This is a genomic window from Acinetobacter sp. BIGb0196 (assembly GCF_011759595.1).
Taxonomy (GTDB): domain Bacteria; phylum Pseudomonadota; class Gammaproteobacteria; order Pseudomonadales; family Moraxellaceae; genus Acinetobacter; species Acinetobacter guillouiae.
The window spans coordinates 849,852-866,666 of sequence record NZ_JAAOZA010000002.1; the positions used below are offsets into that span (position 1 = coordinate 849,852).

9 protein-coding genes and 2 pseudogenes are annotated in these 16,815 nt (G+C 39.5%); 6 read left to right on the forward strand and 5 right to left on the reverse strand.

What is annotated here, in order from left to right; all coding sequences use genetic code 11:
• Positions 1 to 69 precede the first annotated feature (69 nt).
• The 3 genes from pta to FHR28_RS16810 all read right to left on the reverse strand — a co-directional run bounded on the left by pta (position 70) and on the right by FHR28_RS16810 (position 5,388).
• On the reverse strand, positions 70 to 2,211 hold the full coding sequence (pta, locus tag FHR28_RS16800) for a phosphate acetyltransferase (protein WP_166783104.1): 2,142 nt from the start codon (positions 2,209 to 2,211) through the stop codon (positions 70 to 72).
• Between the two features lie 276 nt (positions 2,212 to 2,487).
• Positions 2,488 to 3,705: an acetate/propionate family kinase gene (locus FHR28_RS16805; RefSeq protein WP_166783105.1), complete on the reverse strand. Its 1,218-nt coding sequence runs from the start codon at positions 3,703 to 3,705 to the stop codon at positions 2,488 to 2,490.
• Between the two features lie 417 nt (positions 3,706 to 4,122).
• Positions 4,123 to 5,388, reverse strand: coding sequence for a glutamate-5-semialdehyde dehydrogenase (locus FHR28_RS16810; protein WP_166783106.1), 1,266 nt, complete (start codon positions 5,386 to 5,388; stop codon positions 4,123 to 4,125).
• A gap of 303 nt (positions 5,389 to 5,691) precedes the next feature.
• On the opposite strand from FHR28_RS16810, the pseudogene FHR28_RS16815 reads away from it, so the two are divergent.
• Both FHR28_RS16815 and FHR28_RS22170 read left to right on the forward strand, forming a co-directional pair.
• A pseudogene (locus FHR28_RS16815) lies at positions 5,692 to 6,739 on the forward strand (alpha/beta fold hydrolase); the annotation flags it as partial.
• 77 nt (positions 6,740 to 6,816) lie between these two features.
• Positions 6,817 to 7,038, forward strand: a pseudogene (locus FHR28_RS22170) (alpha/beta hydrolase); the annotation flags it as partial.
• A 136-nt stretch (positions 7,039 to 7,174) separates the two neighbouring features.
• On the opposite strand, the gene FHR28_RS16820 reads toward FHR28_RS22170, so the two are convergent.
• Both FHR28_RS16820 and nagZ read right to left on the reverse strand, forming a co-directional pair.
• Positions 7,175 to 8,020: a class I SAM-dependent methyltransferase gene (locus FHR28_RS16820; protein ID WP_151956614.1), complete on the reverse strand. Its 846-nt coding sequence runs from the start codon at positions 8,018 to 8,020 to the stop codon at positions 7,175 to 7,177.
• A 257-nt stretch (positions 8,021 to 8,277) separates the two neighbouring features.
• A complete protein-coding gene (gene nagZ, locus FHR28_RS16825) occupies positions 8,278 to 9,297 on the reverse strand; it encodes a beta-N-acetylhexosaminidase (protein WP_166783107.1) in 1,020 nt (339 codons plus the stop codon).
• 196 nt (positions 9,298 to 9,493) lie between these two features.
• Between nagZ and FHR28_RS16830 the strand changes: the two genes are divergently transcribed.
• From FHR28_RS16830 to FHR28_RS16845, 4 genes are all read left to right on the forward strand, one after another.
• On the forward strand, positions 9,494 to 11,677 hold the full coding sequence (locus FHR28_RS16830) for a carboxy terminal-processing peptidase (RefSeq protein WP_004726561.1): 2,184 nt from the start codon (positions 9,494 to 9,496) through the stop codon (positions 11,675 to 11,677).
• Positions 11,678 to 11,887: 210 nt separating this feature from the next.
• Positions 11,888 to 13,963, forward strand: coding sequence for a putative bifunctional diguanylate cyclase/phosphodiesterase (locus FHR28_RS16835; RefSeq protein WP_105713361.1), 2,076 nt, complete (start codon positions 11,888 to 11,890; stop codon positions 13,961 to 13,963).
• 329 nt (positions 13,964 to 14,292) lie between these two features.
• Positions 14,293 to 15,882, forward strand: a complete 1,590-nt coding sequence (locus tag FHR28_RS16840) for a peptide chain release factor 3 (RefSeq protein ID WP_004723253.1) — start codon at positions 14,293 to 14,295, stop codon at positions 15,880 to 15,882.
• A gap of 140 nt (positions 15,883 to 16,022) precedes the next feature.
• On the forward strand, positions 16,023 to 16,790 hold the full coding sequence (locus FHR28_RS16845; RefSeq protein WP_154130108.1) for a hypothetical protein: 768 nt from the start codon (positions 16,023 to 16,025) through the stop codon (positions 16,788 to 16,790).
• The last annotated feature ends 25 nt before the right edge of the window (positions 16,791 to 16,815 follow it).

Here is a 16,815-nt window from a genome sequence, read left to right on the forward strand (position 1 = left end):
TTTAGTCAGCATATTATAAAAAACCACCCAATTGATTTGGGTGGTTTTTTTATGTCTAGTAGATCAGCATTAATGTGCAGCTTGTTGTTCTGACTGAATCGCCGTCAATGCAATGGTAAAGACAATATCATCTACCAATGCACCACGAGACAAGTCATTTACAGGTTTATTTAAACCTTGCAGCATAGGACCAACACTGACGACATTGGCAGAGCGCTGAACTGCTTTATAGGTGGTATTGCCTGTATTGAGGTCTGGGAAGATAAACACATTGGCACGCCCAGCCACTTGAGAGTCTGGTGCTTTAGAGCGGCCAACACTTTCAACAGATGCAGCATCATATTGTAAAGGACCATCAATCAGTAAATCTGGACGACGTTTTTTGGCAATTTCCGTGGCTTTTGCAACTTTTTCAACTTCCGCACCTGCACCTGAAGTGCCGGTTGAATAAGAAATCATGGCAATACGTGGATCAATACCAAATGCTTTTGCCGAATCTGCAGATTGAATTGCAATCTCCGCCAATTGCTCAGCATCAGGATCTGGATTGATTGCGCAATCACCATATACATAAACTTCATCTGGCAACAGCATAAAGAAGATAGAAGAGACCAATGAGTATTCTGGTGCAGTTTTGATCAACTGGAATGCAGGGCGCACCGTATTAGCAGTGGTATGTACAGCACCAGAAACCAGTCCATCGACTTGATCAAGTGCCAGCATCATCGTACCGAGTACCACAGTATCTTGCAGTTGCTCACGTGCTTGTAATTCGTTGAGTTTACCTTTGCGTAATTCAACCATGTGCATCACGTAGTTTTCACGGATCAGATCTGGATCAATAATTTCTAAATCCACAGGGAGTTCAATATTACGTGCTTTAGCGACTTCAAGCACCGCTTCAGGTTTTGCTAACAATACACATTGCGCAATACCACGAGATTGACAAATTGCTGCGGCTTGAATGGTACGCGGTTCATCGCCTTCAGGCAGTACAATACGTTTTTTTGCAGCAATAGATTTTTGTACCAATTCATGACGGAATGCAGAAGGGGATAAACGCGGTTTATAGTCACCATTCAACATCTGGGTTAACCATTCTGGATCAATATGGCTTGAAACGAAGCGGGTCACTTGGTCGGCACGTTCAGTATCATCCACAGGAATTTCATTGCTTAAATTGGCAAGTTGCTGTGCGGTTTCAAAGGTACTGAGTGGTGTATGTAAAATCGGTAGACCATTTTTGATTGCAGACTGGCAGAACTCTAAAACCAATGGATTTGGCTCATGGTGTTCAGTTAAAACTAAACCTGCGAGTGGAATGCCATTGCTGGTGGCTAAACTACTGGCCAATAACACATCAATACGATCAGAAGCACTGATAATCAGTTCGCCTGCAACGAATTTTTGTAGTTCATGTTCAATATTTGACGCAATTAAGCTGCTGTGCAATACACGGCGTGTGTTGGCTTTGCCCTGATTAATCCATGTGGCTTGAATTTGTTTTGCTAGGTCTGAGATGCGTGGCACACTCAAGGTGTCACTGAATGGAACTAAGCCAATAATTGGAAACGCTGCTGAACCAATGTGTGCATGAGTTTTTTGAATTTCGGTTTTAAATTTTTCAGTATCTGCAACTAAACGTAAGCTTGGATCAATGGTCACCGGAATTTGTGCAGATTCAGCAGGTAGACCACGGGTACGCATAAACAATACGCCTGCGTTACGCGATGATGATGCACCGCCAAAATTACGTACTTGTGCTTCAACTTTTTCAGCAGTTTGCTCTGGTTTTTCGATATTGGCATTGCTGACAAAGATAACTTTGGCATCTAAAGCTTGCGCCAAAGAGGCATTTAAATCACTGGCAAAAGCATCACGTGCAGTAGGGACTAAGCCTTCTACAATCACAATGTCATGGGACTTTGCAATTTGGCGTTGTAAGCTGACTGCTTCTTCAAGGAGCTCATCAGTTTCACCATCATTGAGCTGTTGCGTGATTTTTGTATAAGCTATCGGTTCAACCGTATCTAATTTTGAGATATGACGGTAAAGCGCAGTGGTACGGTCTGGTTCAGCAACTAATTCTTGTGAAAATGGTTTTACAAAGCCTGCTTTAACGCCTTGGCATTCCAATGCATAGACTAAACCTAAACACGCAGACGTTAAGCCTACGCCTTCCCCAGTTGGAACCAATAAAATTGTTTTCATAGACGATTCTTTAATCAGTAAAAATATGTGAATTTATGGGTAAATTGAAGATGAATATCTCCAATCATCTGTTTCACTCAACATCTTTTTAGTGGTGTATACAGTGATCGCAAAAGGATATTCATCTACAAGACTGGTTTATATATTTATGCCAGCTTAAACGATTACAAAACAGCTTTATATCAAAAATCTGCTCAAGATCATTTTTAATAACGAGCTTGAGTATGCTGCTATTTCAACATGTATACCCAAAGCTCGTACAAGACTTACGACAGCTTAAGCTGTCGCAATATCAGATTCAGGCTTTTTTGCGGCCTGTTGTACCTCGTGTTCTACAACATGAACAGTTTCTTTAGCAATACGACCTTCTTCATCAGTTGGTATTACCCAAATTTGAGGACCTGTTCCAGCATCAATTCGACCTTCTGTACCACGTTTTAAACCGTCATTCTGTTCTTTGCTGAGGTTGAAACCGAAGTGTGGTAAGTAAGCAATCGTTTTTTCACGAATATAGGCAGAATTTTCACCAATACCGCCTGTAAAGAATAAACCATCGATACGCGGTAAACCGCAGCTTAATCCCGCAAGTGATTTGGCTAGACGATAACAGAATACTTCAATCGCCAAAGTCGCATCTTCATTGCCTTGTTCTGAAGCTTCAATCAAGGTACGCATATCATTTGAAAGATCTGATAAGCCCAGTAAGCCTGATTCACTGTTCAGCATTTTATCAATTTTATAGATGTCCCAGCCTAGATTTGAAGCAAGGAAGCTATGAATACTTGGATCAACATCACCACTACGGGTACCCATGACCACGCCTTCAAGCGGAGTGAGACCCATGGATGTATCGACACTTTGACCATTCCAGATAGCACAAGTTGAGCTACCATTGCCTAAGTGTGCTGTTAACCAACCGCCATGTTTGTAGCTACCCGCAAGTTCAGAACCACGTTCAGAAACATAGGCATGACTGGTGCCATGGAAACCATAACGACGAACATTATGTTGTGTATACAGGAACTTTGGTAAAGCATAACGATATGCATGTGCAGGCATGGTTTGATGGAATGCTGTATCAAATACTGCAACTTGCGGTAATTCAGGGAATAGACGCATTGTCGCATCGATACCGACTAAATGAGCTGGGTTATGCAGCGGTGCAAGTGGTGTTGCTTCACGAATTTTTTCTACAATTTCAGGCGTCAATAACTCAGCTTTGGTTAAGGTACCGCCATGAACAACACGGTGTCCAATGGCTTGAGGTTTATACTGTGATAAACGACCTAAGATGGTTTCTAAAGCTTTTTCATGGTCTGCATAGGGAATTGAAAGCTCAAGCGGTTGATTGCCCGCCGTGATTCCTTTAATACGTGCATCAGCAGAGCCCAGGTTTTCTGCTAAACCAAAGATTCGATCTTCACGACGTTCAGAAACAAGCGCATATTTGATTGATGAAGATCCGCAGTTAATTACTAATACTGATGTAGACACGTTTGAATACCCGAAATTATAATTTAAAAAAGTCATCCTGATTGATCTGATTATGCTTGTTTATAAAGGGCAAATTAGATCAGCAGTCATGTTGTACCATGTGTAGTTTTTTTGTCCTAGATAGACTTTAGGTGATTAGACTTTTGGACTATCGACCTGATATTGATTAATAATTAATATTTATCAATTGATTGTTAAAAATTATCACTCATTGTTGTTTTAATCTATCAGCATTCTATAGTTTCTTGTAAATAATCTTGTCCTATCCAAAGGCAATCTTTGCGTCTTTCTAAAAGACAAGCACATATTTTTTATCAAAATTTTAAATTGATTGATGTTTTTAACTGTGTATTAAAAATAAAAAACTCAGCATTTATGTTTAGGATAAATGCTGAGTCGAGTTATTCAAGCTTGGAATCAATGACGAATTTGGCCATCACCTAAAACAATCCATTTTTGCGAGGTTAAACCTTCAAGACCGACTGGGCCACGGGCATGAATTTTATCCGTAGAAATACCAATTTCAGCACCTAAACCATATTCGAAACCATCAGCAAAACGCGTTGAAGCATTGACCATGACTGAACTTGAATCTACACGGGTCAAGAATTGACGCGCTAAGCTAAAGTTTTCAGTGATGATCGCATCGGTATGATGTGAGCCATATTTGTTAATATGTTGAATGGCTTCTTCAATCCCCGTTACAATTTTCACTGCCAAGATTGGACCTAGATATTCTTCATACCAATCTTCTTCACTGGCTGGTTTTACAGCATTGCCTAAGATTTTTTGAACATTGATACAGCCACGTAATTCAACGTTTTTTTCTGCATAAAGCTCAGCGATACGGGGTAAAAACTCTTCCGCAATTTTTTCATCAACCAACAATGTTTCCATTGCATTACACACACCATAACGATGTGTTTTTGAGTTTAATGCGATAGGAAGTGCTTTATGTAGATCCGCCTGAGCCTCAACAAAAACATGGCAGTTTCCATCAAGATGTTTAATCACAGGAATAGTTGCTTCATTGGTAATGCGTTCAATCAAGCCTTTACCGCCACGAGGTACGATGACATCGACATACTCAGACATGGTAATCAATTGACCCACGGCAGCACGGTCAGTGGTGTTAATCACTTGTACACAAGTTTCAGGTAAGCCCGCTGCTTTTAAACCATGTTGAATGGCTTCAGCAATTGCTTGATTTGAATTTAATGCTTCAGAACCACCACGTAAAATGATGGCATTGCCAGATTTTAACGCAAGTGAGGCGGCTTCAAGGGTAACGTTTGGGCGTGATTCATAAATCATACCGACCACACCTAAAGGCACGCGCATTTTACCAATCTGAATACCTGTTGGACGGAAAGTAAGATCCGTGATTTCACCAATCGGATCGACAAGGCTGATGACATCTTTTAAGCCTTGTAACATCCCTTTAAAGCGTGTGGGGTTGAGTTCTAAACGATCAAGTAAAGCACTATCCAATTGATTGTCACGACCTTTGCTCATGTCAATTTGGTTGGCGGCCAAGATTTGCGGTTGACTATTTTCCAAAGCAGTATAAATCGCAGATAAGGCATTATTTTTTGCAAGTGTAGTTGCGCCTGCCAAAACACTAGCGGCTTGGCGTGCTTGCTTCCCTACAGTTTGCATATACTGTTCAATTGAGTCTTGCATAGCAGTTTATTTGATCATTAAAAATTTCCCTTTGATAGTAGCAGTCTAAGTAAAGCCAAGGAAGTATTTCACTGAAATAAACTTATTTTGCAGCGTTGAAGCGTTAAATATCTTGCAAAATCTTTTGCCATTTAAACTGGATAAACGGTCAATTTAGCGATTGCGTATAAATCACACATCTGTAAGAATGAAACAATAAGGACATTGATGTGATACAGAATTCATGCGTATCACGAATTTGAAAGAATAATGCGGGTCAAAATCTTGCATATTAAAAGAATAAAGCAAGGATGGAGGAAGGATATGAATTCCATTATCCAAATGGACACAGAATCACACCAATCTTTATCAAGCTTTGGTTTTTTCGACATATACCACAAAAACAGTTTTAAGCAGGAGCCAAGAACAACTTGGATTGATGGCTGGAAAATTGAGTATATGGCGATCGCAGATCCACGAACAATTCACAATACACCGATTGTGATTGTGGGCGGAGCGTTCCAAAACTTTAACTCATATAAGTATTGTGTTGAGCAGTTCTTTGAAAGTGGCCCAGTCATTTTGATTGATTTGCCCTCTATGGGCGCCAATCAACAAATCACCAATATCGACTCTGGTTTATCTGCGGGAACATTAGAATTACCTGATCTTTCTCGTATGTTGGGACAGTGGCTTGATATTGTCGCGATTGAAAAGGTTGCCGTGGTGGGGATTTCTTTAGGTTCTGTGATTGCTTCATTTTTTGTTGATCAACGCCCTGAACTGGTCGAAAAAATGATCTTGATGGGGGTGATGCAAGAAACTCGTAAAAGCTGGCGCATGTTGTTAGAAGAATCATTGATGTTGATGAAAGAGCAACGTATGGGCGAGTTTGGTCAGGCCGTGATTTTGTATTTAGTCAATCATGCCAAGCTTGATAAAACACGCATGTCGCCCACAGCCAAAAGATTGTTCTTTAAGCAAATGGCTGAGTTTTCAAATACTGAACAAGAACGTTATGAAATCAATTGTAATCGTCTATTGCGGTTAAGCCATGTACCGGTTCCTCAAGTGAATACACTGGTGGCATGTGGTCAATACGACAGTTTTACCTTACCTCATGAAAATGCAAACTTTGCTTTGCAATGCCCAGATATGCAGTTTGCAATGATTGCCAATGCCGATCATGTTCCACAATTACAACGTCGTAAAGAAACCATGACTTTATTCACCACTTACTTAAAGGGTGGGTCGATCCAAGGACTGGATGGTATTGTCAATTTCACACGGGAACAAATGCAGCATATCGAGCGTCGTGGTGAAAATCGTATTCAAGTGCTTGATCCACATCGTCAGTTGACACATCGCCATTCAAATAAAGTGATTCAGGTTGACGTGGTTGATTTAAATTACTTTGGTTTATTGATGCGTTTTGATCATCAACAAGATTTAGCTTTTGTAAATCAACATACCCGTGATTTGGCTTTAAATTTAAGTGATGATGAAGGTGAGTTTGCGATTGAATGTTTGATTTTTGAAACCTCTGCAGCTGGTGTTCGCGCACTATTTAAGCATGGTAGCTTTGAAAATGCAGATCGCTTATTACGGTTTATTGCACGCCAGACTCAAGCAGTGCAGTTATGTATAGCGCAAGAAGGCGCGGTGGCTTAAGCTTTTGATATATTGATCTGTTAAAAAACCAGTTTTTTTGGACTGGTTTTTTTATTTCTAAGAATTGAAGTATTTAAATCTCGAAGTGTTAATGTTTCGAAGGATTTAAGTCTCCAAATTTCAATAAATGATTACTTTAGCGTTGTGCATCAATCATCCACACCAAATCACCTAGATGTTCTTCAGTATTGTATTCAGTTGAATCTGTATTGAAATAGACACGGGGCTGAATCACTTCAACTTTTTGAAAACCAGCTTGGTAGATAAAATTTCTGACTTGTTCTGGTGTGACAAAGTGAAAAGTAAAAGCACTTCGTGACATGACTTTTAACAGCTTGCTGCTGTTCCAAATCACTTTTGCCAATTTATTTTTTACCGGTTCAGGGTAAAGGTCGGTGAGATAATGCAGGCTCTTAAAGTCTTGCCCATAATGGGCAATCGATTGAATCAATTGTTGTAACAGTTCTTTGGTGAAGTAGTTAATTAAACCTTCACTGATCACGACAAGTGGTCGTTGTGGATCAAATACTTCAAAGGCTTTTTTAAAATCCTCTGTAAATAAGTCAACAGACAACACATCTGGGCTATTGTGATCAATTTGCTTAAGCGCCGTTTGCTTGGTTTTTGCCATATCGGGTAAATCTAATTCACGATAATCAATCAAGGGATAATGTTGCCTAAACCACCAGCCTCTTGGTGACAGTCCAGCGGCTATTTCCAATACTTGTAAGTCTGGAGACTGTTCAATCAGTTCAGCTAAACGCTCATCCAACATGGTATGACGTTGTTTGAGTGTGGTACGCATACTGCCACCGACATATTTTTCTCCCCAACTTTCTATTGGGTGGGCAATCATAGCCAAAGTTTTACCTTTGGATGTGGCAAATAAGGGATGAGAAATGCCCATTTGATACCAAATATAGCCTGTGTAATGGGCTGTAAATGAAATATGGCGGTGCTTAGAAAGTTGCTGGTCTGACATAGTTATCCTTAACTTTTATTTTTTCTAATGGGGCATGATGAAAAGCAATTAAAACACGACTAAAAATTTAATTTTGCTTCGTCGTCTTTTTTGATCCTTTGCTATCCTCCCTTTGAAAGGAGGATAGCTTAAATCTCTTTAATCATTAAAGGCTTATTAATCATTAAAGGCTTGAAATTTGCCCCCGCTTGTCATCAAGAGGGGCAAGGAAATTAAGTCATTTAGCGCAATATCCTAAGGATATCTCTCTATTGGTTTTAAAGTGAATTTTTAAATCCTTCAATGACTTTTTTGACAGCTTGCCATTCATGTCCAAGATCAAATGTTTCACCAATGCTGATCTGTGGAATTTTGCCACGCATACGTTCTAAACGTGCTTGATTTGGCAAAGGTAGGTTTTCTATCCCAGCCAATGCGATACATGCCGATTCACGGTTATTGCACACCAAGCCCATATCACAACCTGCGTCGAGGGCAGCACGGATACGTGCATCTGCTCCACCTGCAACACAAGCTGCTTGCATGCTTAAATCATCCGAGAATAACACACCATCAAATTGAAGTTCTTGGCGTAAAATCGTTTGAATCCAGTAAGGTGAAAAACCAGCAGGATTTGGATCTACTTTTTCATATATGACATGTGCAGGCATAAGTGCATCCAGCTGGGTTTGTAGCTGAATAAAACTTTGCATATCATTGTTATAAATGTCTTGGTATTCACGTGGATCAATTGCTGCAGCAACATGAGAATCTGCTTTCACAGAACCATGCCCAGGAAAGTGTTTTCCTGTGGTTGCCATACCCGCACGTTGCATTCCTTTCATAAATGCGCTGGCAAGTGGCACAATATCTTGTACATTTTTTGCAAAGGCACGATCGCCAATCACATCACTAATGTCATTCAGATCTAAAACAGGTGCAAAACTAAAATCAATCCCCACTGCAAGCACTTCAATTGCCATGAGCCAACCACATTGTTCAGCCAGGGTTAAGGCTTTTTCAGGTTGAGTTAAGTAAAGCTCACCAAAATGCCCCATGGCTGGTAGTAGGGTAAAACCTTGTTTTAGGCGTTGTACTCGTCCACCTTCTTGATCAACGGCAATAAGAATGTCGGGGCGAATTTGGCGCATATGATCGGTTAAAGCGCGAACTTGAGCGGGTGATTCTATATTTCTTGAAAATAAAATCATGCCACCGACTTGCGGAGTTTGTAATAGTTCAATATCTTCTTGAGTAAGTTCTGTGCCTGCAATATCAAGCATCAATGCGCCGATCATAGGAATCCACGGTTGTATTTATATAAACTGGGAAACAATACCCGATTTCTGCAATGATTTGCTACACTTACTCAGTACAGATTATGCTAAAACTACACAACATAAACAGATAAAGTCGTTTAAGATATTGAAACTGTTGAGTTCAGATTGAAAAACGATATAGAAATTGGAAAACCCAAGGAAGTATTAAGAATTTATGAAAATTCAAACTCTCGCTTGCGCTATAGCACTTGCAACAGGTGGTTTATTCTTTACTCATACCATCAATCAGGCAATGGCGGAAACCAATGCTACAAACGTGTCTCAATCGATTCATCCTTCACAAGATCAAGCCTTAGTGACACGTCAACTTGCAACATTGATTGACCGTCAGCATTATTTGAATATGCGTTTAGATGCAAATACATCAAATCGTATTCTAGACATGTATATTGATAGCCTTGATCCAGAGCACACCTTATTTTTAGCTTCAGAAATTGAACAATATAAAAAACAATATGGTGCAACACTCGGCGCAAAATTAAAAGCAGGCGATTTGTCTGGCCCATTTGCGATTCATGCGCATTATCGTGCACGTTTAAAAGAATTTTATGAATTTGAATTGGCTGAACTTAAAAAGACACAGAACTTAAATCAGCCAAATGAATTTATTGATGCAGATCGTGAGAAAGCTGAGTTCTTTGCCAGCAAAGCCGAGTTGCAAAACTATTGGCGTAAGATGCTGGTGTCGCAATTAATCAATCTCACTATTGCTAAGCAAGAAGATCAAGCCAAACAAAAAGCATTAAAAGATGATCCAACATTGGCTAATGGTCAAGATTTGGCAGCGTCAGAAGATCTTACACCTGTTCAAACACTTACCAAGCGTTATACCCGCCAACTAGAGCGTATCGGTAGAACCAAGAGTGATGACGTACTGGAACGTATCCTCAATGCAATGACCTTGACCTACGATCCACACAGCAATTATTTCCCACCTGTTGATGCTATGGAGTTGAATCGTCAAACCACCTTACAACTTGAAGGTATCGGTGTTTCTATTCGCCCTGAGCGTGGTAATGAAGACTATACCAAGATTGAAACCATTGTAGATGGTGGGCCTGCAAGTAAGACCGGACAGGTCAAATCTGGTGATCGCATTATTGGCGTTGCACAAGATGGCAATAAAATGGTCGACGTGATTGGTTGGCCAAGTTCTGAAATTGTTGGCTTGATTCGTGGTAAACGTGGCACCAAGGTGTCAGTGAAATTGTTGGCTGCGGGCGCTTCTATGAGCCAAGCACGAGTTGTGACCATTACTCGTGATGTGATTCAAGAAGAAGATGCCGGTGTGCGTTCACGTACTGTAGAGCTAACACGTGATGGTAAAAAACATAAGTTTGGTGTTTTAGAAATCCCATCTTTCTATCTGAACTATCGCGCACGTCGTGCAGGGACTGAATACCGTTCTGTTTCAGAAGATACCAATAAAGCATTGAAGTCACTTGCAGCACAAAATGTTGAAGGGATTATTATTGATTTGCGTAATAACCCCGGTGGTTCTTTAGAAGAAGTTGCCAAAATGATTGGGCAAGTGATTAAAGAAGGCCCAGTGGTTCAAATCCGTGATGGTAACGGCAATGTGAGTGTGTTTGAAGACACTGATGGTGGTGCGCAAACTTATTCAGGTCCTTTGGCTGTTTTGGTTAACTTAGCATCTGCTTCTGCCAGTGAAATTTACTCTGCTGCCTTACAAGATTACGATCGTGCTGTAATTTTAGGAAGTACGACCACGGGTAAAGGGACTGCGCAAGTTCAATTGGATAGTCTTGCCTATGGTCAAGCAACCTTAACGCAACGTAAATTCTACCGTGTGACTGGTGGTAGCACCCAAAACAAAGGTGTGATTCCAGATATCAAACTGGTGGATATTTATGATGAAGAGTTTGGTGAGCGTAAAGCTAAAAATGCTTTGAAATGGGATACGATTCCAACTGCACCGTTTAAACGTGAAGGTTCAATTCAACCGTATGTGGCACAGCTTGGTGAAAAATCAAAAGTTCGTGCGGCAGGTGATCCACAGTTCCAATATTTAGAGACGCGTAAAGCGATTGCTCAAGAAACTAAAGATCAGAAACGAATCTCTTTAGATATCGATAAACGTAAAGCAGATTTGGTGGCGCTTGAAGCAAGAACATTGGCTGCGGAGAACAAGCGTCGTACTGAAACAGGATTAAAGCCATATTCAAATTGGGAAAGTTACCAAGCAAGTTTGGATGCATTGGCTGAATCGAGAGCAAAAATGAAGGTAAACCAACGTCCGTCATTGCCTGAGGAAGAGACCTTTGTGAATGAGGCTGCCAATGTTCTGTTAGATTTGGCACATCTAACAAGTAAATAACTAAAAATTCTATTTAGGTAAAATAAAAAAGCATATCTCGGATATGCTTTTTTTATTTCGATTCAAAAAATAACTTGACGTTCAATAGGATAGTGATATTTTAAGTAAAACGAACGTTCTTTAAAAAAGGTGAACCTTCTCGCAATTTTGCGTTGTATATATAGAGGTTGCTTATAACAAAAATAGGTTCATTACTGGAAGTAAATTTTTATGAGTTATATGAGTTATGATAGTAATCTCGTAATAGGTTCTGCATGTATTGCAGTTATCATCTGTTACGTAGCTATTTCATTAGAACAACTCATATTTACCCAACATACCCCCCGCCTACAGAAAATTATCTTGTGCTTAAGTGGCATGGTTTTTGGCTTCGCGATTTGGGCAATGCACTTTGTCGGAATGTTGGCTTGTGATCTACCACAAGGTTATTCCTTTGATCTAACATTAACCGTGATTTCCTATATTATTGCCGCATTGGCTTCGACTTTTGCGATATGGTTGACCACTCAAGAAACCTTGCCGATTGTACGGTTGATTTTAGGTGGGTTGTTGATGGGACTGGGAATTTCAGGGATGCATTATATTGGCATGCTGGGATTAACTATTCCAAATCAACAAGTTGATTATGATGCTATTTTGGTGATGCTCTCTGTCATCATTGCAATTAGTGGTTCTGGCTTGTCTTTCTGGCTCGCATTTAAATATAAGAATTCTTTTAACCATAAGATGCTTTATAAAATTGCTGTATCGATCATGATCGCTCTCAGTATTGTGGGAATGCATTATATCGGTATGGCAGCAGCAACGATCTCATCGGTGCATGACCATCATTTTGGAAGTCAATTACACGAAGGGCAAGGTATTTTATTGTTTACCATTATTTTTGTAGCGAGTTTAATACTTGTTTCTGCTTTTTGTGTGGCGATTTTAGAACGAAGATTAGAAGAACGTAGTTTACAGTTATTACAAGCCAATAAAGAGCTTGAAGACTTAGCACTTCAAGACAATTTGACTAAACTTCCAAACCGATTATTCCTTGTTGAATATACTGATGCTTTATTTTTAGATTATAAGGATATACCGTCTAAAATTGCTTTTATTTATATTGATCTAGACCGCTTTAAATCAGTTAACGATGCATTTGGTCATCATATCGGTGATGAGCTTCTGGTTAAACTCGCCCAGCGTTTATACCCTTTACTTAAGGATGGGCAAAGGCTCACTCGTATTGGTGGAGATGAGTTTATTCTGATTCTTGAAGACTCTAATCGTAATGAAGCTGAAGCGATTGCCGAATTATTCTTACAAAAAATACAAGATGGTTTTCAAATCTCAGGTAAAGAAATCAATATTTCTGCCAGTATTGGCATCGTATTTTTCCCTGACCATGGGCAGAACTTACAAGACTTATTGATCAATGCTGACTCCGCCATGATGCAATCTAAAGAGCAGGGGCGTAATACTTTTAGTGTTTATAGCAGTTCATTAGACCAACAACATCAAAGCCGAAGTCAATCTAAACTCATTAACGATTTATATAAAGCAGTAGAAGAACAACAATTTATTCTATTTTATCAACCTAAATTCACAGCCGACTACCAAATTTGTGGGGTAGAGGCTTTAATCCGTTGGAAGCATCCAACCCTAGGTTTATTAGCCCCGAGTATGTTTATTGATGGCGCTGAGCAAACCGGTCTGATTATTCGTATGGGCTATTGGGCCTTAGAGAAGGCATGTAAGCAAATTCAAGAATGGGAAGATAAAAAATATGCTTTTGGTCCCATCGCCGTAAATCTTTCAGCTGTACAATTTGAACATAAGCATTTGATTGAAACTTTAGAAAAATTAATTCAAAAATACCATGTCAAAAATGGTAATTTAATTATTGAGATTACTGAATCTACAGCGATGCATCATATTGATGACAGTATTCAAACCTTTGAGAAATTAAGAAATTTAGGTATTCGACTGGCAATTGATGATTTTGGAACGGGGCATTCGAGTTTCTTGTATTTAAAAGATTTACCGGTAGACGAATTAAAAATCGATCGAGAATTTATCCGTAATTTGTGTGAAGGTTCAAAAGAACAAATCATTTTAGAAAGTATTATTCATTTGGCGATTCGTTTGGGTCTGGTGGTGACGGCAGAAGGCGTTGAAACTGAACAGCAGGCGCAGATTCTTAAACGTTTAGGTTGTCAGCAATTACAAGGTTATTTGTTAGGAATGCCGCTACCTGTAGACCGTTTGGAAACCAATTATAGTATGGTTAAAGCCATACCTTAAATATAAAAATATTCAGCAAGCTAAAGACTTACTACTATCATTCAAAAGAGGTTTAAGCTGAGCTTAATCGCGTTTTACTTAACCATCATCACTGTATATTGAGATCTACGTTGATCTTTAAAACGATTTGCTTATCGTCCGTATCGCTCATCCTCTTTCTAGAGTTTTTGCTATATCTGCGAGATCAAAGTGCTTAATGATATATAGCAACAATCGTTAAAAACGACGCTAAATCTGATACAATATCGCCAATTTTTGAATTCCCATTTTCCAGTTCAAGTACATATTTATAAATGTGTACATAACTGTGTACATATTGTAGATTTTTTATGTTTAAAGATGAATTAGCGGCGCAAGTCGCTCAGCGACGTACCTTCGCTATTATTTCCCACCCCGATGCTGGTAAAACCACAATGACAGAAAAACTGTTGTTGTGGGGTAAAGCAATCCAAGTTGCAGGTATGGTTAAAAGTCGAAAGTCTGACCGTTCTGCGACATCTGACTGGATGGAAATGGAAAAAGAGCGTGGTATTTCGATTACTACCTCGGTCATGCAGTTCCCTTATAAAAATCATGTCATCAATTTACTGGATACACCGGGACATGAAGACTTCTCTGAAGATACCTATCGTACTTTAACTGCCGTTGACTCAGCGTTGATGGTGATTGATGGTGCAAAAGGGGTCGAGGAACGGACCATCAAATTGATGGAAGTGTGTCGTATGCGCGATACCCCGATCATTTCTTTTGTCAACAAAATGGACCGTGAAATCCGTGAGCCATTAGAATTGCTTGATGAAATTGAAAACGTGCTTAAAATCCGTTGTGTGCCGATTACTTGGCCATTGGGTATGGGGCGTGACTTCGCTGGCGTATATAACATCATTGAAAATAAGCTTTATGTATATAAAGCGGGTTTTGGTTCGACCATTACAGATATTGAAATTCGTGATGGATATGACTATCCAGACATTCGTGAAAAAGTAGGCGATTTGGCCTTTGCTTCATTTGAAGAATCTTTAGAATTGGTGCAAATGGCGAATGATCCGCTAGATCCAGCGGAGTTTTTAGCAGGTCGTCAAACACCAGTGTTGTTTGGTACAGCGTTGGGTAACTTTGCGGTTGACCATGTATTAAATGCATTTATTCAGTGGGCACCACAACCAAAAGCACATCCAACACATGAACGTACTGTTGAAGCAACGGAAGAAGGCTTCAGTGGATTTGTATTTAAAATCCAAGCCAATATGGACCCAAAACACCGTGACCGTATTGCCTTCATGCGTATCTGTTCAGGTAAGTATGAGAAAGGTTTAAAGATGAATCATGTGCGCATTGGTAAAGATGTACGTATCAGTGATGCATTGACATTCCTTGCGGGTGAACGTGAGCAACTTGAAGAAGCTTGGCCTGGCGATATCATTGGTTTACATAACCACGGTACGATCCAGATTGGTGATACATTCACTTCTGGTGAAAAGCTCCATTTTACGGGGATTCCACACTTTGCACCTGAAATGTTCCGCCGGGTACGCTTAAAAGATCCATTGAAATCTAAACAATTGCAAAAGGGTTTAAAAGAGCTTTCAGAAGAAGGTGCAACGCAGGTGTTTATGCCGCAAATCAACAATGACTTGATTGTTGGGGCTGTAGGTGTACTTCAGTTTGATGTGGTGGCGTATCGTTTGAAAGAAGAATACAAAGTAGATTGTATTTATGAGCCAGTGAACATCAACACAGTGCGTTGGGTTTCTTGTGATGATGAAAAGAAATTTAATGAATTTAAGAAAAAGGCACATGACCAACTTTCTGTCGATGGTGGTGGGCATTTAACTTATCTCGCACCAAGCCGAGTAAATCTACAATTAATGCAAGAGCGTTATCCGGATATTCAATTCCGTTCTACACGTGAGCATTAAGTTCAGCTAACTTATTGCAAAATGTAAAAACAGCTTCCTTGTGAAGCTGTTTTTGTATCAAAATACAATGCTTTTTGTCCAAAGGGATTTATGCAGTGCAATTTTCAAAAAAAATAATTTCAGTGCTTTGCTTAAGTACAATGGTTTTGGTTGCATGTGATTCTAAAAAAGATCAGGACAAAGATGGTTCTGTATTACAACCTAAACAAGAAGCCGCTGAGGTTTTACCTTATTTAAATATTCAAGAAACCAAAGCTGATTATGCTTTACCGTTTTGTGAAAAGAACAATTGTATTGAAATTGATATTCAAACCATTAAAACCCAAGACAATTGGTTAAATCAGTGGATTGCAAATAGTCAGTCCAAGGTGATTCAGGCACAGATTGATTTAAAACAGAACATGACCTTACAACAGGCCATTAATGCTTTTGTCAAAAAGTCAGATACTTGGCAAGAAGAATTCCCGAAAAATAAAGCGTTTGAACTGCATATGCAAACGCGTATGGCTTCACAACGCAATCAGTATGTTTTGTTGCAAGTTTCAGTCAATAGTTTACAAGCGGACGTCAGTATCAAAGAACGACAGTACTTTTTTGTTGCTGACCGGAAATTGAAGAAAAGCTTAAGTATTTTAGATGTGATTGATGCCAAACATCAGAACCAATTGAATACTTGGGTCCAAGAAAAATATGCAGAATGGTTGGAAAAGCAAAATAGCGATGTGAAAAAGAATGCGCCTAAAAAGTTATATTGGGGGCAAGCCGATTGGTTCTTTGATGGTGAAGGTGTTGGCTTACATTATCGCGCCAATGAAATTGTCGAAGATGGTACCCAGTTGGATATTTATTTGAGTAAAGAACAGACGCAAAAAATACTCAAGCCTGAAGTGTATCAACGTATGTTCTAAGGTGTATCCTGATCATTCTGCCATT

Coding starts and splice junctions, on each gene's coding strand:
- FHR28_RS16845 (WP_154130108.1), top strand. CDS start 16,023: ATGGTTTTGGTTGCATGTGATTCTAAAAAAGATCAGGACAAAGATGGT.
- pta (WP_166783104.1), bottom strand. CDS start 2,211: ATGAAAACAATTTTATTGGTTCCAACTGGGGAAGGCGTAGGCTTAACG.
- nagZ (WP_166783107.1), bottom strand. CDS start 9,297: ATGATCGGCGCATTGATGCTTGATATTGCAGGCACAGAACTTACTCAA.
- FHR28_RS16830 (WP_004726561.1), top strand. CDS start 9,494: ATGAAAATTCAAACTCTCGCTTGCGCTATAGCACTTGCAACAGGTGGT.
- FHR28_RS16810 (WP_166783106.1), bottom strand. CDS start 5,388: ATGCAAGACTCAATTGAACAGTATATGCAAACTGTAGGGAAGCAAGCA.
- FHR28_RS16840 (WP_004723253.1), top strand. CDS start 14,293: ATGTTTAAAGATGAATTAGCGGCGCAAGTCGCTCAGCGACGTACCTTC.
- FHR28_RS16835 (WP_105713361.1), top strand. CDS start 11,888: ATGAGTTATATGAGTTATGATAGTAATCTCGTAATAGGTTCTGCATGT.
- FHR28_RS16820 (WP_151956614.1), bottom strand. CDS start 8,020: ATGTCAGACCAGCAACTTTCTAAGCACCGCCATATTTCATTTACAGCC.